The following is a 21,504-nucleotide window of genomic DNA, read 5'->3' as shown; positions in this document are numbered from 1 at the left end:
CCCGGCTGATCCGTCAGGTCAGATGTTTGGGGGGCGGGGAGTCGGTATCGGGCACGACGCCCGCAAGCACAGTCAGACGAGGCGGATTCGACGCGGCCACCAACTCCGACATTGTGCCAGGCAGCAGGAGTTGCGCGACGACCACCGAGAAACAGCCATGGCAGTGATGGGCTGCCAGCACCTTGCTATCTGCATCTCCGGAATCTGGTCCAGGCGCCGCGGCGATTTCCAGCTGGCCGAACGGATTGGTCACGTCCAGGCATTGGCACGTATGCAATATGCCCGACAGCAGATAGGCGATTGCGAGACACGCAGCCAGAAGCCCGCGCCGGTTGCGCAGGCGAAACAATCGGAACGGGCGGCGGATCGCAGTCACGAAGTCACTCTCGTTGCGTTCCGGTTCGTAGCACGGGACCCGGAACTGTGTCGATCTGCAATAATGTTGCGTGTGGAACTTGTTGTCTCGGTTGAGCTAAGAGCCGCGATTTCCCGGCCGAACCGGCGGGCATGGCATGGATCCGTAAGAGCAAAAGGCGCAGCAATCGCTCTCCTTGGGGTTCAGCCGCTTTCCGCATCTCTTGCAGATCGCCTCAGCACCGAGCTTCGATGGTTTTAGACATCTCCTCTGGCACCGTAAAAATCACGGACGCGCGATCTCCCAACATGCCGGCCGGCATCAGCGCCGGCGCGCCCTTATCCGGCCCAGCATTGCTCGAATCCGTCCTGAAGCGCAGGTTGCGTTCCCAGAACGCGCGCGTCTTCCCGTCTGCCGTGGTCACGCGATAGGTGTCATGGCAATAGGTCACTGCCGTGACCTGCCTGGCAGGGTCCAGCTTTTTCAGGCTGGGATCGCGTCCGCCACCTCCCATCATTCCACCCATGCTGCCGCCCATGCCATCCTGTTGTGTGAGTTGTGGTGGCGCTCCGGGCTTGGTGGCCTCCTTGAGAAATGCGAGCAGGTCGATGCGGACGCGCGCGTCCTTGATGCCGTTGAACGGCATCTCGTTGTCCGGGACCATGCGGTCTGGATCGGTCAGCCAGCCGTCAAGCGAACGATCGTCCCAAATGATCCCGGACGATTTGAGCGCAGTCGAATAGCGCTCGAAGCTGGCGAGGCCACCGGCCTTGCGGCCCCACAGTTCGGCGAGGCTTGGGCCGGTCATATTCCGGTTAGCTTCGAGCGAGTGACAGGCGGCACAGGCCCGGAAGTCCTGCTGACCGCGAGTAACGTCACCCTGCTGAGCAAACGCCGCGGTCTGGGTTGCGATCACCGTCAAGGTGAGAAGACCAAGATTGCTCATCGTTCTTCCCTTCCTCGTCCGGAAAGCAAGTACTTGATAAGCGCGGCGGCCGATAGAATTAGGACGACGACCACCAGTAGCCAGAGCAGGCCCATCGCCCACATCATTCCAGGCATCATGCCATCCATCATGATCCACCTCATTTGAAGGATTCCGGCAAACTACGGAAGTGAATGTGCTATGCTGGCCCTTGTCGGCCCGCGATTGTCGTGGGGCGCAACGCCAGAGTGTCATCCGGAGACACCAAGTTGCGATCCGACTTGCCGATTCCGCACCTCAAGCAGTTGTACATCATCAGCATGCAGGGTAGCGCGGTCAGTGCGCGGACCACTAGCGGGATTTCGGGCCGCCCTGATAGCGCCAGGCCGAACGATCCTCGTTCGCACCCGTTGCTGGCGCAACAATGGTCGCTCCGCGGTCGTATGCAAATGCGGAGCTCGCCCGGTCCTGCGGGAAACCCGTGTATCGCGCGCTCTGCCTTGCCTCGTTCGGCCAGTAGCTTTTGTCCGTGATCGTTGAGCCCGCCTGGGCGGTTGCGGATAGCGCTGCCAGTGGCAGCAAGAACGAAATCGTGAGAAGGCTCTTCCTAAGCATGGTCCCGGCTCCATCGTTGGTGGGAAACGCGTCATGTGCACGCTTCTAAAGATGAGTTCGGAGAAAACCGTCGGGCGGTTACTGGCTCACGCTGACGTGAGGCAGCCGGAAAACCAAAACCCGCGATCACCAACGCAGCAGCCGAGGTCCCAAGACTGCGCCTGCCACGGTGCAGAGCACAATCGTGCCACCGTACCAAACGGCAATGAACGGCAATGAATCGTCGGTGCAGTGCAACGCGTAGGCCAGCGCGCTCACCCCGCCGGCAACGAGGCCAGTAAAGGCGCCCGTGCGAACGAGATTGGTCGGTGCGGCCTTTCGTACCGCCCATACAAGGAGTGCAAAGGGGACGATCGCTATGATCGGGATCGACAGGAGGCATCCAAGCCATTCATCACCCAGGATCATCCTGTTCCAGTGCGAACTCGGCGCCGACCCAAGGCTGACGGCCGCGAGCAAAATCGCTGCCGCGAAAGGCACTAGCGCCCAAAGAGAGGGTGCGTCCCCTCCGGGACGCGCCAGCCGCAGCAAGAAGCTTGACGAGATACCGACGACAGCAACCGCAAAGACGATCTTTCCGACGAGAAACGTGAAGGCATGAGCCGTCGTGAAGTCGGCGCGCAGGCCAAGCCCCACGGTCACCAGGCCGAGCGCCGAAACCATGGCGACAACAAGGGCGACGCCGACGGTCCGTCCGATCAGGCCGCGATCGACGGGTTCGACGTGCCTGCTGAGCGCCGCAACCAACTCATCCGTCTTCATGCTTTGATCTCTTTTGCAATCAGGTCCGCCAGGGCCTTGAGCCCGCGATGAATGCTGACCTTTATCGTAGGCTCGGAAAGCCGATATTTCCGCGCCGCTTCAGCTATGCTCAATCCCTCCAGTTTGACCGCGCCGATGGCGTGTTGCATGTTTTTCGGCAGCTTCCCGATCAAGCGCCGAATGTCATAACTGTTTTCCGTAGCAACATGGTCGTCATATGCCATGATATCATCTGCTTCATCGATGGGAACGTCGGCGCGTGACGTCCGGGACCGTCGCAGGAAATCGATCAGCTTATAGCGCGCGATCGCGTGCACCCACGGCGTCAGTGGCTCCGCCGGGTCGTAGCTGTGTCGCTGAACATGGATGGCCAACAGTGCCTCCTGAACCAAATCCTCCGCGTCCGTTGGGCCTTTGCCGAAGCTTGCGAGCTTGCGCTTGTAATAGCCCCGCAAATGCCGGCAGAGCCGGTCGAGCAGCATCCGGTGTGAGAGCCCGTCGCCCCCCTGGCTCGCAAGCATCAAGGCCCTGAGTTCCGTCTCCGCAGTCGTCATGCTGCCTGATCTTTTTGAGTTCGTTGGCACGGCCGATTTGGTTACACAGCTCCCTCACTCAGCCGGCTCCGGAACCCGCTCAGGCTCTGCGACATGCTTGCTCCGTGTTGGCGGTTGTGGGCTGCCTGCACCGTCTGAGCCCAGCCCAAACCCCTTCACTAGCCCGAAGATCGCGGGGATCACGATCAGCGTCAGCAGCGTCGACGAGATCATGCCGCCGATCATGGGCACGGCAATTCGCTGCATGATCTCGGATCCCGTCCCGCTGCTCCACATGATCGGCAGCAAGCCGGCCATGATCGCGACCACCGTCATCATCTTCGGGCGAACGCGCTCGACGGCGCCTTCCATGATGGCGGCGTAGAGATCGTCGCGCCTCAGCGTGCGTCCTTCGGCAGCACGGCGCGACTTGATCTCCGCCAGTTCGTGGTTGAGATAGATCAGCATCACCACGCCGGTTTCGGCCGCCACGCCGGCGAGCGCGATGAAGCCGACGGCCACCGCGACCGACAGGTTGAAGCCGAGCCACCACATCAGCCACAGCCCGCCGACGAGAGCGAAGGGCAGCGAGAGCATCACGATCATGGTCTCGGTGACCGAGCGGAAGTTGAGATAGAGCAGCAGGAAGATGATCAGCAGCGTCACCGGCACAACGATCTTCAGCCGCGCGGTGGCGCGCTCCAGATATTCGTACTGTCCGCTCCAGACCACGTAATAGCCCGGCGGAAACTCGATGCTTGCCTGCACCGCGTGCTGCGCATCTGCGACATAGCCGCCGAGGTCGCGGTCGCGGATGTCGACATAGATGTAGGTGGCGAGTTGCCCGTTCTCGGTGCGTATCGAGGTCGGCCCGCGCGCCGGTGTCACGCTCGCGACCTCGCCGAGCGGGACGGCGCCGCCGCCCGGCATCGGCACCAGGATGTCGCCGGCAATCGCCTTCGGATTGTCACGCAGGTCGCGGGGATAACGCATGTTGACGGTGAAGCGCTGCCGGCCTTCCACGGTGGTCGTCACCGTCTGGCCGCCGAGCGCGGTGGCGATCGTGTCCTGAACGTCCTGCACCATGATGCCGTAGCGCGACAACGCCTCGCGATCGGGCGTGATCTCGAGGTAGTAGCCGCCGAGGCTCCGCTCGGCATAGGCCGAGGAGGTGCCGGGCACTGCCTTGAGCACCTGCTCGATCTGCCGGGCCAGCTTGTCGATCCCGGCGAGCTCGGTGCCCATGACCTTGACGCCGACCGGGGTACGAATGCCGGTCGAGAGCATGTCGATGCGCGCCTTGATCGGCATGGTCCAGGCGTTGGAAACGCCGGGAAACTGAAGCGCCTTGTCCATCTCGGCGATCAGGCTGTCGATCGTCACGCCGGCACGCCACTGCTCCTTTGGCTTGAGGTCGACGATGGTCTCGAACATCTCCGATGGCGCAGGATCAGTCGCAGTGGCCGCGCGTCCGGCCTTGCCGTAGACCGAGGCAACTTCCGGAAACGAACGGATGATCCGGTCCTGGGTCTGCATCAGTTCTGCCGCCTTGGTCACGGAAATGCCGGGCAGGGTCGTCGGCATGTAGAGCAGGGTGCCTTCGTTGAGGTTCGGCATGAACTCGGAGCCAAGCTGGCGCGCCGGCCAGATCGAGGCGGCGAGCACGCCGAGCGCGAGCAGAATCACCAGGAGTTTTGCGCGCAGCACGGCCTTGATCAACGGACGATAGATCCAGATCAGGAAGCGGTTGATCGGATTCTTGTGCTCCGGGATGATCTTGCCGCGGACGAAGATCACCATCAGTGCCGGCACCAGCGTGACCGATAGCAGCGCCGCTGCCGCCATCGCGAAGGTCTTGGTGAAAGCGAGCGGGCTGAACAGCCGGCCCTCCTGCGATTCCAGCGTGAAGATCGGCATGAACGAGACGGTGATGATCAGCAGACTGAAGAACAGCGCCGGGCCGACCTCGGCAGCCGCCTCGATCAAAATCGCCACCCGTGAGCGGCCGGGCTTGGCGCGCTCGAGATGCTTGTGCGCGTTCTCGATCATGACGATCGCCGCGTCGATCATGGCGCCGATCGCGATCGCGATGCCGCCGAGACTCATGATGTTGGAGCCGATCCCGAGCAGCTTCATGGCGCCGAAGGCCATGAGGACGCCGACAGGAAGCATCAGAACCGCAACGAGTGCGCTGCGGACATGCAGCAGGAACACGATGCAGACGAGGGCGACGACGATGCTCTCTTCGACCAGCGTGTGCTTTAGCGTATCGATCGCCGCGTAGATCAGGTTCGAGCGATCGTAGACCGGAACGATCTCCACCGATTTCGGCAGGCTGGTCGCGATCTCCTTGAACCGCTTCTTGACGTTCTCGATCACGTCGAGCGCGTTCATGCCGAAGCGCTGGAGCACGATGCCGCTTGCCACCTCGCCCTCGCCGTTGAGTTCGGCGATGCCGCGCCGCTCGTCCGGCCCGAGTTCGACACGGGCGACGTCGCGCAGCTTGACCGGTGTTCCGTTGTCGGTCTTCAGCACGATGTTGCCGAGATCGTCGATGCTCTTGAGATAGCCCTTGCCGCGGATGACATATTCGAATTCGGAGAGCTCGACGGTGCGGCCGCCGACGTCGGCATTGCTGGCACGGATCGCGTCGCGCATCTTCTGCATGGTGATGCCGAGATCGCGCATGCGTTGCGGATCGAGGATGACGTTGTACTGTCTGACGAAGCCGCCGACGCTGGCGACCTCGGCTACGCCTTCCGCCTTGGCGAGGGCGAATTTCAGGTTCCAGTCCTGGATCGTCCTGGTCTCCGCAAGATTCAACTCCTTGGACATCACGGCATATTGGTAGACCCAGCCGACGCCGGTGGCGTCCGGGCCGATCGTCGGCGTGACGCCGGCGGGCAGCCTTGCCGCGGCGCCATTGAGGAATTCGAGCACGCGTGAGCGGGCCCAGTAGATGTCGGTGCCATCCTCGAAAATGACGTAGACGAAGGAGACGCCGAAGAAGGAGAAGCCGCGCACCACCTTCGACTTCGGCACCGTCAGCATTGCGGTGGTGAGGGGATAGGTGACCTGGTCCTCGATCACTTGCGGCGCCTGTCCCTGATATTCGGTGTAGACGATGACCTGGGTGTCGGAGAGATCGGGGATGGCGTCCAGCGGCAAATGGAGCAATGCATAGAGGCCCGCGGCGGCCGCGAAGCCGGTGCCGAACAGCACCAGCAGCAGGTTGCGCGCCGACCAGGCGATGATGCGTGCGATCATGGCTTGGCTCCCATCGCCTGGCCGCCGGAGACGCCGGTGCCTTGCGTGTTACTGGGGTCTGCGAATCCTTTGAGCGCCGCTTTCAGGTTGCTTTCCGCATCGATCAGGAAGTTGGCGGAGGTCACGATCGCATCGCCCTCGGCGAGGCCGTCGCGGATTTCGACATAGCCGTCGCCGCGCCGGCCGAGCTTGACCTCGCGCGGCTCGAAGCGGCCCTGTCCCTTATCGAGGAGAACGGCCTGCCGGCTGCCGGTGTCGAGCACTGCGCTGTCGGCGACGCTGAGGACCGGCGCCGGATTGCCGGTGTCGATCTCGGCATCGACATACATGTCGGGAAGCAGTGCGAGGTCGGCGTTGGTCAGTTCGATCCGCACGCGCGCGGTGCGGGTCTCCTTGTTCACTTGCGGATAGATGACGCTGATCCGGCCCTGGAAGTCCCGGCCAGGATAGCTGCGTGCCCGCACCGTCACGGGTTGGCCGACGGCGACGCTGCCGAGGTCATGCTCGGCAACATCGACGTTTGCCCACACCAGCGAGATGTCGGCGATACGGAACAGTACGTCGCCCGGCTGGGCGCGCATGCCTTCGATCGCACTACGCTGGAGCACAATGCCGTCGCGAGGGGACAACCATTGGACGGCGATCGGTACTGAATGACTTTTCTCCATCTCCGCGATAATGGGTTCGGGGACGTCGAGATTGACCAGCCGCTGTCGTGAGCCCCGGCCATAGGGCTCGATGCCTGCCGTCGTCTTCGATGTGATCGTGGCGATATATTCGGCTGCCGCAGACGACACTGCGGAGCTGTAGATATCCATCAGCGGCTGCCCCTTCGTCACGCGGCTCCCCGTGGTGACGTCAGCGACCTTCTGCACAAAACTCTCGGCGCGCATCGCGACCACCGAGACGCGCCGTTCGTCGAGTTGGATCGTGCCGGGGGCGCGCACCAGCGTTCGGATGCGGCGCAATTCGGCCGGCTCGGATTTGACCCCGGTGCGCTGGATCTTGCCGGGCGACAGTTTGACCGAACCGTCGTCGGTGTCCTCGCCTTCATAGACGGGGATGTAGTCCATTCCCATCGAGTCCTTCTTCGGCGCGGGGGACGTGTCAGGCAGGCCCATCGGATTGCGGTAATATTTGATCTTGCGATCGGCCCTGGTCTCGGTCGCATTGATCTCCGGCGGCGAGCCCGGCTCATCGAAGCCGATATCGGCGCTCGCGGGCACGGCGCGATAGTCTCGGTCGTCCGGCGTTTTCTTCGGCGTCGACGAATAGAGCGGCTTGCCGTCCGGGTCCTGATAGTAGATCGGGGCATCTGTATCCGCAGCGTTCGCGGCGGATACAAATTGGCCGACGTCCGGCTGTCGCCGCACGGCGCCGGCGGCGAATAGCGCGACACCTGCCGCTGCGATGATCGCAGCGGCAGTGCCCATAAGGCTGGCGCGGGTCATTTCTCGGCCGTGACGACGAGCTTGTTTTCGACCGTTCCGGTTTCGCCCTGCACCTTGGCACCGAGCGAGAGCTGCCACCGCCCTGCCATCCCAAAGGTCGCCTTGAAACGGTAGGTGCCGGGCTCGGTGCCCGGCATCGGCGTGACCTTGGTGGCCATCTCCTGCATGCCGTCCGGCGCCATGTCGAGCCGGCTCGCAAAGATCACCGCGTCGGGCACCGCCTTGCCGGTGGTCTTGTCGACCAGCCGCACCGTCACGACGCGATCGGCTCCGGCCTTGACGGTCGGTTGAATGAGTTGGAATTCGTAGTTCTTGATTTCGGCGCGTGCGGCACCCGCAAACGCGGCGGCGATCAGCGCGGCCATGGCGGCACGCGTGACGTTGGACATCTTCATGATTTCAATTCCTCGGTTGGTCTGATGGTACCGTCATGACCGCACGCCACAGGGCGACGCGCAGCAGGACGGCAGGCAGCGACGCGCGCGCCGGTACCGACGCGCACTTTCATCGGGCGGGTGAGCGCCGGTCAGACCAGGGGTCGAGGGGGATGGTCGGGTGGCTTTGAGCCGAGCCCGTCAATCAGGAGATCATCGCTCAGCGCCAGCGAATTGTGCCGGGCGTGGCGCTCGATAAGTGCCATGGCGCCGGACGGGGCGGGGAGAGAGACGCTCAGCAGGCACAGCGCCACGAACGGGCACGACCCGCAATCCTTGATCCCGGTTTGGCCGGGGCAGCAGAGCATGTCGTCAGCCATGGCCTGAGCGTCATCCGACATGGCCTGAGCGTCATCCGACATGGTTTGCAGGTCGCCGGACATCGCCGCCGTGTCGTCGGACATCCCCGGCATATCGTGATGATGCGGGGCGCTCGAGGCAGGTCCGGCCAGCACAGGGGCTGCCAGCGGCGCGAGCACGAGCCCGGACGCGACCAGCAACATCACCACAGCATTGGCAAACCGCCTTATGAGCATGCGCCCTTTTCGCATGCCACGACGGAACCCGCAAACCGGGGCGCCATCACGATTTGGGTAGCCAGACGCGAAAAAGCCCCAGCCCGGGGCTGACCGGCTGAGGCCTTTGTGCCCACAATCTCTATCCTTGGGACTTGAGCGTCCAACGTGACTGGTGCTGGATCGTTCCATGGATGGCAGCGTTTATTTTGCGCCCGTCGGCGGCTTTGATCGCGGCAAGTGTTTCACGCGTCGGTCGAGAACCCGAAGGCGATGCGAAGTGCTCGTTTTCCGGGGATCGGGGCTCAGCATCGGGAGGGAAGGCCATGACCAATTCGAACCAACGGACGCATTGGGAAAACGTGTACGAGAACAAGAGCGAGCGCGAGGTCAGCTGGTTTCAGGAAAGCCCGGCTCCCTCGCTCGACCTCATTGCTCTCACGGGTGCCACGAAGTCGTCCGCGATTGTGGATATTGGTGGAGGGGCATCGAGGCTGGTCGACGCCCTGCTGGCCTTGGGACATCAGGACGTCACCGTGCTCGATTTGTCGACCGCGGCACTGGCGGCGGCGCGAGAGCGACTTGGTCGCGATGCCGATCGGGTGAAATGGATTGTCGCAGACGTCACCGCGTGGCGTCCGGAGACGAGGTACGATGTCTGGCACGACCGGGCGGCTTTCCACTTTCTCAATGCGCCCGAGGAGCAGGCCGCTTACATCGAACGGCTCCGGCAAGGACTGAAGGTCGGTGGATACGCCATCATCGGGACGTTCGCGCTCGACGGACCCGAGAAGTGCAGCGGTCTGCCGGTGACGCGACATAGCGCCGACACGATCGGCGTGTTGCTCGGTTCCGCGTTCACACTGAAGGACACCCGCCGACACCAGCACAGGACGCCGTGGGAGTCGGTCCAGAACTTTCAATTCAGTAGCTTCCTCAGAATCGGATGAGGGTCGCGAAGCAGCCGTGCGGTCTCGTCGGGTTATCAGCGCGGAGCAGCCTGGCCTTCGTAGATGAACGCCATCGGCTTCGGACCCGGCATGTAGCCGAGCTGAAGGTCTTCGACAGCGAAGCCGTTGTTGCCGATCAGCTCCGCAATGGGCCGGTTGAGATGGCAGCCACCCGCCAGGCGCTTCCAGGGCGGGGTCAAATGATCCTGCCACCATTGCATGCTGGGCTCAGGTGCACGACCGTGCTCGACGAAGAGAAGTTTTCCGCCGGGCTTTAGGACCCGTCGTGCCTCCGACAGCGCGCGGTCGATGTCCGGGATGCTGCACATGGTCCAGGTCGTCACGACCGTGTCAATGCTTGCCGTCTCGAGCGGGATCGCTTCCGCCGTGCCTTCGATCAGCTCGAGCGGCGCCATGCTCGTTCGCCCGGCATCTCGCGCGATGTCCAGGAGCCGCGGTGAAGGGTCAAGGCCGATGATCTGTTCCACGCCTGAACCGTAGAAAGGAAGGTTGAGCCCGGGACCAATTCCCATTTCCAGCACGCGGCCAGTTGCGCCTGACGCAACCCGCGTCCGGTACGGTACGAGCTGGGCCTGGCGCATCGCCAGGTGCGTGAGCCAAGGCAAAATCCTGTCCTGATAGAAGCCCATGCGAGATCCTTGGACGCTTCGCGTGCAGTCTAGGAGCAACAATCCCCCGCCTGGATGGGTGGACAGGGCACTGATCCGAACGAGCAGAATACGCAGCAATCGCCTGCCTTCGGTTTCAGTCGCGTGCCACAGCCCTTGCAGTCAAAAAAGAACTGGCAGGCATCCGTCGGCATGGTCTCGTGCATTCGATGGCCGCATTCCGGACAGGTGAGCGTCGATTCCAACTGCATTCGCGATAAACTCCAAGTCTTCCCGACACCCGACTTCATTCGAGCCCGCAGGGCAATGCTTACGTCTTTTCCTCCCAGATCATGGCGAGATGGACGATCGTCTGCACCGCCTTTTCCATGTCCTGCCGGCTGACCCATTCCAGGCGCGAGTGGAACGCGTGCTCGCCGGCAAAAATGTTGGGGCAGGGCAGGCCCATGAAGGACAGCCGCGAGCCGTCGGTGCCGCCGCGGATTGCGGTGCGCATCGGGCGCAGGCCGGCGCGGCGGATCGCTTCGATGGCGTATTCGAGGATGTGCGGGTGACGGTCGATCACCTGCTTCATGTTGCGGTACTGCTCCCTGACCTCGAACTTGTAGGTTGAGCGCGGATAGTCCTTCATCACGTCCTTGACGATGCCCTCGAGCAGGATCTCCTTCTCTTTCAACCCTTCCTCGGTGAAGTCGCGCACGATGAAGGAGAGGGTTGCCTGCTCCAGCGCGCCTTCGATGCCGATCGGATGCAGAAAGCCCTGCTTGCCTGAGGTCGTCTCCGGCGAGCAGCCTTCCTTCGGGAGGCGCTCGACGATCGCGGCTGCGATCTTGATCGCGTGCTCCATCTTGCCCTTGGCGTAGCCGGGATGGGCGCTGACGCCGTTGATGGTGATGGTGGCGCCGTCGGCCGAGAACGTCTCGTCCTCGACGGAGCCCGCGCTCTCGCCGTCCATGGTGTAGCCGAAATCGGCGCCCAGCTTCTTGATGTCGACATTGTCGACGCCGCGGCCGATTTCCTCGTCGGGCGTGAACAGGATCTTGATCGTGCCGTGCTTCACCTCGGGATTGTTGATGAAGAAATGCGCGGCATCCATGATCTCGGCGACGCCGGCCTTGTTGTCGGCGCCCAGCAGCGTGGTGCCGTCGGTGGTGATGATGTCGTTGCCGATCTGGTTTTTCAGCGCGGGGTGCTCGGCGAAGCGGATCACCTGGCGGGTATCGCCCGGCAGCGTGATGTCGCCGCCGCGATAGTTCTTCACGACCTGCGGCTTGACGTCCTTGCCGGTGACGTCGGGCGAGGTGTCCATGTGCGAGCAAAAGCAGATCACCGGCACCTTCTTGGTCGTGTTGGCCGGGATCGTTCCATAGACGTAGCCGTAGTCGTCGAGATGGGCATCGGCGACACCGATGGCCTTCAGTTCGGTGACGAGCACGCGGCCGAGATCCTTCTGCTTCTCGGTCGATGGCGAGGCCGGGGATTCCGGATCGGACTGGGTGTCGATGGTGACGTAGCGCAGGAATCGCTCTGTCACGGTATGCGTGAAGCTGAGGGAGGACATTTCTGGTCAAACCGCCGGGTCAGGGGAAGAGGCGGTATACCAGAAAAGCGGGCCGCGTTGCGGCCGGAACGGCACCGGATCAGGCTTAACGAAGCGTAACGCTCAGATCGCCTCTTTCAGTTCCTTGACCGGGCGGAATGCGACCTTCTTGCTCGCTTTGATGTGGATCGGCTCGCCAGTGGCGGGATTGCGGCCGGTGCGGGCGGCGCGCTTGCGGACCTGGAGGATGCCGAGCCCGACGATCCTGACGCGGTCGCCCTTCTTCAGGTGCTTGGTGATCAGGTCGATCATGTCGGTGAGGACGGCCTCGGCATGCTTCTTCGAGAGATCCTGGTTCTCCGCTATGTCGGCGGCAAGGTGCTTGAGCGTGATGGTGACTGGACCGGCTGCCTTCTTCGCCATGCTGTCTGGCCTTCCTCGGTTGTCGCGCGGAAGCTCGCAGGGCTCCCAAACTGCCAAGTTCCGGCAGGCCTAGACGATTCGGGATGGGACTGACCACGCCAGCGGTCCGGCGAGCGGGACTTTCGCGCGATCTTTCAGGCGAATCCGGGCGTTCCTGCCGGAACTCGACGAGCGAAAACACCGACCTCTGACGCGACGCCGTCAATCAGGCCGAGCGTTTGCTGTTAAGATTTTGAAAATGTTGCCAAAAATGGCGCGAGAGACGGGGCTCGAACCCGCGACCTCCGGCGTGACAGGCCGGCGCTCTAACCAACTGAGCTACTCCCGCGTGGCTCGCTGAACGCGCGCGGAACGAGGGGGGACTTAAAGGGGGGACATGGTGAAGTCAAGGACGTTGCGCTTCACCAGGGCACCTCGGCTAAGTATTGCTCTGGAAAACGAAAAGGCCGCCCGGAGGCGGCCACTTGGGTCTGCTCGGAACAGGGCTGTTAGCGGACCTCCGACGTGCCGGAGCTCGTGATCACCACCGGCTTGCCGGCCTTGAGCACGTGGGTGGACTGGGCGGTCTGGCTGTTATCGGCGTTGGTGCGGGCTGCGATCCCGAAGGCGGCCACAGCGATTCCGGCCACCAGCGCCACCACCACGATCTTCATGTGGGTACCGCGATCAGCAGAGTGAATTGAGTGGTTCATCTGAGCCTCCCGACGGGCTTTGCCCCCGTCTGTTGGCTCTTTTTCTAGAGATCATCTGTTTCCGGATAGTTTCGCGGGTTCCGCAAAATGGTTTCATCAATGCGCCCGGTTGGTTTCGCCGGGCTGGCGGCCGGAACCGGCCTCAGGCGGCGGCCCGGCCGATATCGGCCCGGATCGACCGGGCGGCCCAGACGAACAGCAGGGCGCCGAGCGTGGTCGTGACCGCCGCCGAGAGCAGCGAATACCGCACGGCATCCGCTCCGAAGCTGCCCTTCAGGGCATCGTTGACCACGCCCACGGCGAGCGGGCCCACGCCCTGGCCGAAGCAGGTCGCGGTGAGTGCGATCAGCGCGGAGGCCAGCGCCCGCATGCTGGGTTTTGCGACCGTCTGCGCGATCGCAAAAATCGGCCCGAGATGGAAGCCGACCAGGAACGAGGTCAGCGCCAGCATGGCCACCATCATCGCGAAATCCTGCGTCAGCATGCACAGCGCAAACACCGGGCCGGCAAGCCCTGAGGTGATCGCAGGTGCCCACAGCTTCCAGCGATCGTCGCGGCGGCTGATGTTGGCCACCACGAAGCCGCCGAGCAGTGTGCCGGCCATGCCCGCGAGCCCCTTGAACGTGCCGGCATAGGTGCCGATCTCGGCGCTCGACAGATGGTGCACGCGGGCGAGGAACGGCGGGATCCAGGCCGCGGTCGCGTAGTTGGTGTAGGTGGTCAGGCAGAAGCCGACCAGCACGATGATGAAACTCTGCTGTGAGGCGAGGAAGCGCAGCGTCGGGCCGAGGGGCTCGGGCACGAAAGCCTCCTGCATCGCGCCGCGCTTCGGCTCTGAGATCGTCAGCCAGAGAATAGCGGCGAGCAGGATTCCCGGCAGGCCCGCAACGTAGAACGCTGCCCGCCAGCCATAATGCTGGTTGACATAGCCGCCGACGAAATAGCCGAGGAAGACGCCGAGATAGGTGCCGATGGCGTAGATGCCGAGCGCGCGCGGGCGCTCGTTCTTGGCAAAGAGATCGGCGACGATCGACTGCGAGGCGGGAGAGCCAGCGGATTCGCCGATGCCGACGCCGATTCGCGCGAACGCCAGCGCGGTCACGCTCGAAGCCATCCCGCACAACGCCGTCATCGCGCTCCAGAACGCGAACGCCATCGCGACGATGTTGCGCCGGTTGAGCCGGTCGGCGACGCGCGCGATGGGAATGCCGAGCAGGGAATAGAACAGCGCGAAGCCGAAGCCTGCGAGCAGGCCCATCACGGTATCGCTGAGCTGAAACTCCTTCTTGATCGGCTCGATCAGGACATTGAAGATCGTGCGGTCGAGGAAGTTCAGCGCATAGATGAGGGTGAGCAGGCCCAGCACGTAGTAGCGCCGCGCCGACGGCGTTGCCGCGGCGGCCGTTTGCACCGGCACCTGTGACGTCACATCGACCATCGCTTCCCCCAATGTGTCTTTGTTGTTGTCGTTGGTCCAGCCCTTGTACGGGCTGTCTGCTCAGCCTTCGCGGATGTAGTTCCCCGCTTCGAACTCGACCGGCGGCGCGCTGGCGTCGAATGAGACGCCGATCGGGTCGCGCTCTGCGGCCATCGCGTCGAGCTGGTCGCCCAGCATGCGCCGGATCATCAGGATGCCGCGGTCGCTCTGGCCAAAATGCTCCTCGGAATGGATTGTCTGCGGGCCTTGGCCGACCTGGGCCTCGTAGTCGCCGGGGAACTGCTGGTGCTCGGCCTCCGTCATGTCCCACCAGAATTTTCCGTTGAACTTCGAGCGCATGCGGCCGATGTCGCCGGAATTCTTGACGCGGCCGGCGACATAGATGCGGAACGAGGTGTCGTCGATCGGCAGCGTCCAGCCGATCGACTCGACGCGGGCGAACTGCGCCACGCGCGGATTCGGTACGACGCGCAGCGTAGGGAGGGCGGCTTCGGTGACACGGTAAAACACCTTGCCGTCGTCCTGCTTGCGGATCGAGCGCACGGCGATCCCGCGCGGCGTCTTGTCGAACTTCACCTCCGGCATCGAGGCCATCATGTTGGTGAATTGCGGGCCTGAGAACGAGCCGTGCAGCACCGGCACGTGGTAGGGATCGACCACGTTCTCGAAATGCTGGAGCCAGTTGCAGGGGATGACCGCAGGGCCACCGCCGCCGATCGAGGAATCGTCGGCCTCGACGAACTCGCCGTCGTCCATGTTTTCCAGACACTCGTAGCGCGGCAGCACCGGGCGTTTCTCGGCCGGGCCCATATAGGCGAAGATCAGCCCGTAGCGCTCTTCGACCGGATACCAGGGCTGGCGCACCTTGTCCTTGAACGGGCCGCCATCGGGCTCGCAGGGCTGTTCCAGGCAGTGGCCTTCGGTGTCGAACTTCCAGCCGTGATAGCAGCAGCGGATGCCGTCTTCCTCGACCTTGCCGTAATAGAGCGTGGTGCCGCGATGGCAGCAGCGGGCGTGCAGCAGGCCAACGCGGCCATGCTTGTCGCGGAACAGGATCAGATCCTCGTCGAGCGCGCGCACCTGCTTCGGTGTGTCGGTGGCGTCAGCGGTGAGCCCGACCGGATGCCAGTAGCGGCGCAGCAGTTCGCCCATCGGCGTGCCGCGCACGACCGAGGTCAGCTCGGTGCGCGTCTGCGCCGGCTTCATCGCATAGGCCGTGCCGAGATCACGATCCCGCTGGGTGATGCTCATCCTGGTCCTCCCGCCGCAGGCCTTGCACAGCCCGGGTCGTTTTCATCCGTTGACCCAGTGAAAGATGGATCGATGACAATGTCAACGATTTTCCAAATGCCTCTTGGTTGCATTGGATGACGCAGGAGGGCTGCGGCGCGCGGGCTTGGCACGCCAGGGCTTTCTTGGCACAGGTCTTTCTTGGCACAGGTGAGACATGAGCGTGACACAGAGCAGCGATGGGCGGACATCGCCCGAGACCGACGACAGCGGGTCGCCCGCGCCGATCACGGTGATGCTGTCGTCGCGGCTGATGGTGCTCGCCAATCTGCTCAAGCGCGGCGCCATCCTGCGCTACAAGCGCCTCGCCGGATTGTCCTCGGTCGAGTTCGGCCTCGTCGCCTCGCTCGGCCGGCGTCCGCCGATGAGCGTGGCGCGGCTCGCCGAAGCGGTCGGCCAGGACAAGGGCCAGATCAGCCGCGCGCTCGCCGGGCTCGTGTCGCGCAAGCTGATCGCGAAGTCGGCGAATCCGAAAGACAGTCGTGAGGTGCTGGTGTCGCTCACCGCGGCGGGGCTTGCCGCACATGACGCGATCGTCGCCGGCGCGCAGGAGCGCAATCGCCTGCTGCTGGAACAATTGAGCAAGAACGAGTTCGAAACGTTGCTTGCGCAGATCGAGCGTCTCACTGCGACTGCGGAAGAGATGCTCGAAGCCGAGAAAGCTCCGCGCTGATCTGTTGGCAATCTCCGAAAATATTGGATCGCTTCTAAGAGTCTCTCTAAGAAGCTTTCAATTAGGGAAATCGCGCGCCCTCACATAAGCGTCACCGCCAACGCATGCCGTCCTGGGAAGGCGGCATGACGCATCAAACATGCAGTCTTGGGGTGGCGCGTTGAACAGTCTTGGTATGCTGCGGTCGGCCGTGTTGGCGACCGCGTCCGCTTGGGTCTTGGTGCCGCAAGCATCGCTTGCGCAATCGTCGGCGCAATCCGGCGCGGCGAACTTGCCGCCGGTGACAGTGGCCGCGCCCGAACAGCGCCGCCGTGCAGCCACGACCGCGCCGCGCCGGGCTCAGCGCTCGGTACAGAGCGCCAACAGCCAGAAACCACAGCCGCAACGCAATGTCGGCTTCGTCGAGACCGCGCGCGGCCCCGTGCACGGCTACGTCGCCAATCGCAGCTCGTCCGGCACCAAGACCAACACGCCGATCATGGAGACGCCGCAGGCGGTCTCGGTGATCGGCGCGGATCAGATCCGCGACCAGAAGCCGAACAAGCTCGACGAAGTCCTGCGCTACACCGCCGGCGTGCGCGCCGGCACCTTCGGTGCGGATACGCGCAACGACTGGTGGCTGATCCGCGGCTTCAAGTCCGACGACGTCGGGCTGTTCCTCGACGGCATGCAGCTGTTCTACACCTCCTATGCGAGTTGGAAGCTGCAGCCCTCCAACATGGAGCGGGTCGAGGTGCTGCGCGGTCCGTCGGCGGTGCTCTATGGCGGATCGAGTCCGAGCGGCATCGTCAACGTCATCAGCAAGATGCCGCCGACCGAGCCGGTCCGCTACATCGAGACCGGCGTCAACAATTTCGGCAACGCCTATGTCGGCTTCGACGTCGGTGGTCCCGTCGCAACGCAGCCGGACAACGGCAAGTTGTTCTACCGCGTCGTCGGCCAGGTCCAGAACGGCAACACCCAGGTCAACTTCACGCCCGACAACAATTACTTCATCGCACCGTCGTTCACCTGGAAGCCGGATGCCGACACCACGTTCACGGTGCTCGCTTCGGCCTCGAAGCAGGACACCCGCGGCATCAACTTCCTGCCCTACCAGGGCACGGTGACCAACGCGCCGTTCGGCAAGATCCCGACCAGCTTCTTCGCCGGCGATCCCAACGTCGACAAGTTCACGCGCGAGCAGGAGATGCTCGGCTACCAGTTCGAGCGCAATCTCACCGACGACCTGACGTTCCGGCAGAACGCGCGGTTTGCGCATGTCGACCTGACCTATCGCGGTTTCATCGGCAACGGTTGGGACAACATCAATACGGCCACGATGGGCCGCTATAATTGGTATGCGAAGAACACCGCCAACCAGGCCGACCTCGACAACCAGCTGGAATACCGCTTCAACACCGGCCCGGTGAAGCACACGATGCTGTTCGGGGTCGATTTGAAGGGTTATCAGATCGACGACTATCAGGCCTTCAACTTCGGCACCGTTCCGTCGATCAACGTCTTCAGTCCCGCCTATGGTCTCGAGATTCCGCTCACGGGCGCGCCGTTCCGCAACTTCCAGATCACGCAGAAGCAGGCCGGCACCTACGTTCAGGACCAGATGAAGCTCGGCAACTTCACGCTGGTCTTGAGCGGCCGCAACGATTGGGTCGAGACATCACAGGTCGCGCGTGACACCGGCGCAAATATTGCCCAACGCGCCGACAGCAAGTTCAGCGGGCGCGCCGGGCTGATCTACAATTTCGACAACGGCATCGCACCCTATATTTCCTATGCCACGAGCTACAATCCGATCATCGGCCTCAACGCGCAAAACCAGCTGTTCCTGCCGGAGACGGGCAAGCAGGCCGAAATCGGCGTGAAGGTCGCGCCCAGGGGATTTGACGGCTATTTCACAGCCTCGGTGTTCGACCTGAAGCGACAGAATGTGGCAACCACCGATCCGTCGAATGTGCTGCTGCAAAACCAGACCGGCGAGGTGACCTCGCGCGGCATCGAACTCGAAGCGGTCGCCAACGCTACCAAGGAGCTGAAATTGATCGGCTCCTTCACCGCCTATCATCTCTTCACGAGCAAGGACCTCGATCCGACCCTGATCGGCAAGACGCCGACCAACACGCCGGAGATACTGATCTCGGGCTGGGCGGACTACACCTTCAAGGACGGACCGCTCGAGGGATTTGGTTTCGGCGGGGGCGTGCGCTATGTCGGCTCGTCCTGGGCCGACACCGCCAACACCCTCGAGGTTCCCGCGGTGGTGCTCGGCGACCTCGCGGTCCACTACGAATGGCAGAACTGGCGTACGGCCATCAACGTGATCAACCTGACCGACAAGATCTACGTCGCGAGCTGTGCCTCGGCCTCGTCCTGCTTCTACGGCGACCGGCGCCGCGTCACCGCCAGCGTCTCCTACAAATGGTGAGGCCGGGCGAGGGAAGGGTGTCGTGAAGGCGCGCACGATCAGACTCTGGTCAGTGGTCCATACCTGGACCAGCCTGATCTCGACTGTGTTCCTGCTTTTGCTCTGCCTGACCGGCCTGCCGCTGATCTTCCATCACGAGATCGATGAGCTCCTGGGCTACGCCCCCCAGCCCGAAGCTCATGCGAGCGCGGCGCGCGCGACGCCACAAGTCGTCGCCGACGCCGCGCTCGCCGCCGATCCCGGCCGTGTCCTGCAATATATCTCCTGGGACAAGGACGAGCCCGGGCTCGTCATGGCCTTCACCAACAGCGCGCCTGACGGTGCGCCCGACAACGCGACCGTGCGTGCCTTCGACGCGGTCTCGGCAAAGTTGCTCGGGCCAGTCGGCGTCGGGCCGATGCTGATCGTGCTCAAGCTGCACACCGACATGTTCGCCGGCCAGGCCGGAAAGCTGTTTCTCGGCGCGATGGGGCTGCTGTTCGCCGTCGCGATCGTCTCCGGCGTGGTGCTGTACTGGCCGTTCACCCGGCGCCTGCGCTTTGCCACCATCCGCGACAGCGCCGCGCGCCGCGTGGTCTGGCTCGACTGGCACAATCTGATTGGCGTCGTGACGGTGGCCTGGGCGCTGGTGGTCGGGCTGACCGGCGTCGTCAACACCTGGGCCGAGCTGATGCTGAACCAGTGGAAGGCGACCGAGCTTGCCAGCATGGTCGCGCCTTATGCCGGCAAGCCGCCGCCATTGCAGCTTGCTTCGCTCGACGACGTGATCGCGCGGTCGAAGCAGGCGGCTCCCGGCATGGAGATCGCCTTCATCGCATTTCCAGGCACGCCGTTTACGTCCTCGCACCATTTCGCCGCCTTCATGCGCGGCGATACGGCCCTAACGGCGCGGCTGTTGAAGCCGGTCCTGCTCGACGGCGAAACCGGGGAGGTCGCCGACAGCCGGGCGCTGCCGCTTTATCTCCAGGCGCTGCTGATCTCGCAGCCGTTGCATTTCGGCGACTACGGCGGCATGCCGCTGAAGCTGATCTGGGCCGCGCTCGACATGCTCACGATCGTTGTGATCGGCAGCGGTCTCTATCTCTGGCTGGCCCGGCGGCGCAAGCGAACGCCCGCCCGCACTGATGCATTCGTCAAGCGGGCCCCGGTCCCGTCGTGATGCATGGCTCGTCCGGCCCTTCGCGCCTGTGGATACGTGTCTTTGCTGCACCTATCCTGCTCGCGACTGCGACCATCACCGGCCTGCTGGCTGCACTGCTTTGTGGTACGGTCGGTCAGTATGTCGCCTGGGTGACGGTGGGAGCCCCCGTACTGGTCATCGCCTGGGTCTGGGTGCGCCGCCGCACCAAGAAAACCGGGCAATTTGGGCAGACACTACGCGGCAAGTAGCTGCCGGCACCTGTGCGCCGCAATCCCAGAAGTGCTGCCCTGCAAAACTGTGGCCGCCCTTGCTGGCTTTTCCGATCTGCTCCATACCAGCGCGGGGTGATTCCGGGATTTTCACCGTTCTGGGGCGGCAAAGGGCCTGAAAATAGCGTGTCTTGCGCCCATTGGTGCACTGCGCTAAGGCTCAGAACAATTCCAAACTGGACGAATCCGTGGCTGTCCCGAGGCTGCGGGAAAAAGGGCTCGTCAATGAGCGGCATTCTGCAGAACTATCTTCCACTCGTCGTCTTTATAGGGGTAGCGGGCCTCATCGGCCTCGTGCTGCTGATCGCGCCCTTCATCGTGGCGTTCCAGCAGCCGGACCCGGAAAAACTGTCGGCGTATGAATGCGGTTTCAACGCCTTCGACGACGCCCGCATGAAGTTCGACGTCCGCTTCTATCTGGTCGCGATCCTCTTCATCATCTTCGACCTCGAAGTGGCGTTCCTGTTTCCCTGGGCGGTGGCGTTTGGCAAGCTTGGCGCGACCGGCTTCTGGTCCATGCTGGTGTTCCTCGCCGTGCTGACGGTCGGGTTCGCCTATGAATGGAAGAAAGGCGCACTCGAATGGGATTGAACCCTGCACCATCAGCTGGCCCGATCGTAACGCCGGCCCCCAAGGGCATCCTGGATCCGTCGACCGGCAAGCCGGTCGGAGCCAATGATCCGTTCTTCCTCGAGGTCAATTCCGAGCTGTCCGACAAGGGCTTCTTCGTGGCCGCGACCGACGACCTCATCACCTGGGCCCGCACCGGCTCGCTGATGTGGATGACCTTCGGTCTCGCCTGTTGCGCCGTCGAGATGATGCAGGTGTCGATGCCGCGCTACGACGTCGAGCGCTTCGGCTTCGCGCCGCGTGCCTCGCCGCGGCAGTCCGACGTGATGATCGTCGCAGGGACCTTGACCAACAAGATGGCGCCGGCGCTGCGCAAGGTCTACGACCAGATGCCGGAGCCGCGCTACGTCATCTCGATGGGCTCCTGCGCCAATGGCGGCGGCTACTACCATTATTCGTACTCGGTCGTGCGCGGCTGCGACCGTATCGTGCCAATCGACATCTACGTGCCGGGCTGCCCGCCCACGGCGGAAGCATTGCTCTATGGCGTGCTGCTGCTCCAGAAGAAGATCCGGCGCACCGGCACCATCGAACGCTAAGGTTTTAC

The 21,504-nt window shown here is 63.4% G+C and carries 23 protein-coding genes and 1 tRNA gene; 7 read left to right on the top strand and 17 right to left on the bottom strand.

All coding sequences use genetic code 11. The annotated features are described in order from the left end of the window. Positions 1-13: 13 nt before the first annotated feature. From ABIB73_RS03170 to ABIB73_RS03130, 9 genes are all read right to left on the bottom strand, one after another. Positions 14-376: a hypothetical protein gene (locus tag ABIB73_RS03170; RefSeq protein WP_354221342.1), complete on the bottom strand. Its 363-nt coding sequence runs from the start codon at positions 374-376 to the stop codon at positions 14-16. Between the two features lie 96 nt (positions 377-472). After that, entirely contained in the window at positions 473-586 is a 114-nt protein-coding gene (locus ABIB73_RS03165; RefSeq protein ID WP_354222537.1) for a GDCCVxC domain-containing (seleno)protein, read from the bottom strand. A 4-nt stretch (positions 587-590) separates the two neighbouring features. Beyond that, the gene (locus ABIB73_RS03160; protein ID WP_354221340.1) at positions 591-1,301 is read right to left on the bottom strand and encodes a c-type cytochrome; all 711 of its coding nucleotides are present in this window, start codon (positions 1,299-1,301) and stop codon (positions 591-593) included. 720 nt (positions 1,302-2,021) lie between these two features. Then, positions 2,022-2,657 carry an NrsF family protein gene (locus tag ABIB73_RS03155; RefSeq protein WP_354221338.1) on the bottom strand — a complete coding sequence of 212 codons (636 nt, stop codon included), beginning with the start codon at positions 2,655-2,657 and terminating at the stop codon, positions 2,022-2,024. Beyond that, positions 2,654-3,211: a sigma-70 family RNA polymerase sigma factor gene (locus ABIB73_RS03150; RefSeq protein WP_354221336.1), complete on the bottom strand. Its 558-nt coding sequence runs from the start codon at positions 3,209-3,211 to the stop codon at positions 2,654-2,656. Before ABIB73_RS03150 ends, ABIB73_RS03155 begins: the two co-directional genes overlap by 4 nt. A gap of 54 nt (positions 3,212-3,265) precedes the next feature. Next, positions 3,266-6,457: an efflux RND transporter permease subunit gene (locus tag ABIB73_RS03145; protein ID WP_354221334.1), complete on the bottom strand. Its 3,192-nt coding sequence runs from the start codon at positions 6,455-6,457 to the stop codon at positions 3,266-3,268. Further along, entirely contained in the window at positions 6,454-7,908 is a 1,455-nt protein-coding gene (locus ABIB73_RS03140) for an efflux RND transporter periplasmic adaptor subunit (protein ID WP_354221332.1), read from the bottom strand. Before ABIB73_RS03140 ends, ABIB73_RS03145 begins: the two co-directional genes overlap by 4 nt. After that, a complete protein-coding gene (locus ABIB73_RS03135; protein WP_354221330.1) occupies positions 7,905-8,303 on the bottom strand; it encodes a FixH family protein in 399 nt (132 codons plus the stop codon). The genes ABIB73_RS03140 and ABIB73_RS03135 overlap by 4 nt, the downstream gene beginning before the upstream one ends. A gap of 131 nt (positions 8,304-8,434) precedes the next feature. Then, on the bottom strand, positions 8,435-8,878 hold the full coding sequence (locus ABIB73_RS03130; RefSeq protein ID WP_354221328.1) for a hypothetical protein: 444 nt from the start codon (positions 8,876-8,878) through the stop codon (positions 8,435-8,437). A gap of 305 nt (positions 8,879-9,183) precedes the next feature. On the opposite strand from ABIB73_RS03130, the gene ABIB73_RS03125 reads away from it, so the two are divergent. Continuing rightward, a complete protein-coding gene (locus ABIB73_RS03125) occupies positions 9,184-9,807 on the top strand; it encodes a class I SAM-dependent methyltransferase (protein WP_354221326.1) in 624 nt (207 codons plus the stop codon). Positions 9,808-9,842: 35 nt separating this feature from the next. Here ABIB73_RS03125 and ABIB73_RS03120 read toward each other — a convergent pair whose 3' ends face one another. The 8 genes from ABIB73_RS03120 to ABIB73_RS03085 all read right to left on the bottom strand — a co-directional run bounded on the left by ABIB73_RS03120 (position 9,843) and on the right by ABIB73_RS03085 (position 15,780). Continuing rightward, positions 9,843-10,457, bottom strand: a complete 615-nt coding sequence (locus ABIB73_RS03120; RefSeq protein WP_354221324.1) for a class I SAM-dependent methyltransferase — start codon at positions 10,455-10,457, stop codon at positions 9,843-9,845. A gap of 29 nt (positions 10,458-10,486) precedes the next feature. Beyond that, the gene (locus ABIB73_RS03115; protein WP_354221322.1) at positions 10,487-10,687 is read right to left on the bottom strand and encodes a GDCCVxC domain-containing (seleno)protein; all 201 of its coding nucleotides are present in this window, start codon (positions 10,685-10,687) and stop codon (positions 10,487-10,489) included. Between the two features lie 59 nt (positions 10,688-10,746). Continuing rightward, entirely contained in the window at positions 10,747-11,997 is a 1,251-nt protein-coding gene (gene pepT, locus ABIB73_RS03110) for a peptidase T (protein ID WP_354221320.1), read from the bottom strand. A 102-nt stretch (positions 11,998-12,099) separates the two neighbouring features. Then, positions 12,100-12,399, bottom strand: a complete 300-nt coding sequence (locus ABIB73_RS03105; RefSeq protein ID WP_354221318.1) for an HU family DNA-binding protein — start codon at positions 12,397-12,399, stop codon at positions 12,100-12,102. Positions 12,400-12,650: 251 nt separating this feature from the next. Further along, a tRNA-Asp gene (locus ABIB73_RS03100) sits at positions 12,651-12,727 on the bottom strand. A 160-nt stretch (positions 12,728-12,887) separates the two neighbouring features. After that, on the bottom strand, positions 12,888-13,091 hold the full coding sequence (locus tag ABIB73_RS03095; protein ID WP_354221316.1) for a hypothetical protein: 204 nt from the start codon (positions 13,089-13,091) through the stop codon (positions 12,888-12,890). A 142-nt stretch (positions 13,092-13,233) separates the two neighbouring features. Next, complete coding sequence (locus ABIB73_RS03090; protein WP_354221314.1) at positions 13,234-14,529, bottom strand: spinster family MFS transporter; 1,296 nt, start codon at positions 14,527-14,529, stop codon at positions 13,234-13,236. A gap of 60 nt (positions 14,530-14,589) precedes the next feature. Beyond that, the gene (locus tag ABIB73_RS03085; RefSeq protein ID WP_354221312.1) at positions 14,590-15,780 is read right to left on the bottom strand and encodes a Rieske 2Fe-2S domain-containing protein; all 1,191 of its coding nucleotides are present in this window, start codon (positions 15,778-15,780) and stop codon (positions 14,590-14,592) included. A 196-nt stretch (positions 15,781-15,976) separates the two neighbouring features. Between ABIB73_RS03085 and ABIB73_RS03080 the strand changes: the two genes are divergently transcribed. The 6 genes from ABIB73_RS03080 to ABIB73_RS03055 all read left to right on the top strand — a co-directional run bounded on the left by ABIB73_RS03080 (position 15,977) and on the right by ABIB73_RS03055 (position 21,496). After that, positions 15,977-16,492, top strand: a complete 516-nt coding sequence (locus ABIB73_RS03080) for a MarR family winged helix-turn-helix transcriptional regulator (RefSeq protein WP_354221310.1) — start codon at positions 15,977-15,979, stop codon at positions 16,490-16,492. A 175-nt stretch (positions 16,493-16,667) separates the two neighbouring features. Continuing rightward, positions 16,668-18,917: a TonB-dependent siderophore receptor gene (locus ABIB73_RS03075; RefSeq protein WP_354222535.1), complete on the top strand. Its 2,250-nt coding sequence runs from the start codon at positions 16,668-16,670 to the stop codon at positions 18,915-18,917. A 22-nt stretch (positions 18,918-18,939) separates the two neighbouring features. Continuing rightward, positions 18,940-20,076 (top strand): PepSY-associated TM helix domain-containing protein, encoded by a 1,137-nt coding sequence (locus ABIB73_RS03070; protein WP_354221308.1) that lies wholly within the window; start codon positions 18,940-18,942, stop codon positions 20,074-20,076. Further along, positions 20,073-20,306, top strand: coding sequence for a hypothetical protein (locus tag ABIB73_RS03065; protein WP_354221306.1), 234 nt, complete (start codon positions 20,073-20,075; stop codon positions 20,304-20,306). Before ABIB73_RS03070 ends, ABIB73_RS03065 begins: the two co-directional genes overlap by 4 nt. 246 nt (positions 20,307-20,552) lie before the next feature. After that, positions 20,553-20,918: an NADH-quinone oxidoreductase subunit A gene (locus tag ABIB73_RS03060; RefSeq protein ID WP_027550614.1), complete on the top strand. Its 366-nt coding sequence runs from the start codon at positions 20,553-20,555 to the stop codon at positions 20,916-20,918. Continuing rightward, positions 20,915-21,496 carry a NuoB/complex I 20 kDa subunit family protein gene (locus tag ABIB73_RS03055; protein WP_502691310.1) on the top strand — a complete coding sequence of 194 codons (582 nt, stop codon included), beginning with the start codon at positions 20,915-20,917 and terminating at the stop codon, positions 21,494-21,496. Before ABIB73_RS03060 ends, ABIB73_RS03055 begins: the two co-directional genes overlap by 4 nt. Positions 21,497-21,504 lie beyond the last annotated feature (8 nt).

This window comes from Bradyrhizobium sp. F1.4.3, from assembly GCF_040548375.1.
Classification (GTDB): domain Bacteria; phylum Pseudomonadota; class Alphaproteobacteria; order Rhizobiales; family Xanthobacteraceae; genus Bradyrhizobium.
This window is presented reverse-complemented; position numbering and strand designations above follow the sequence as displayed.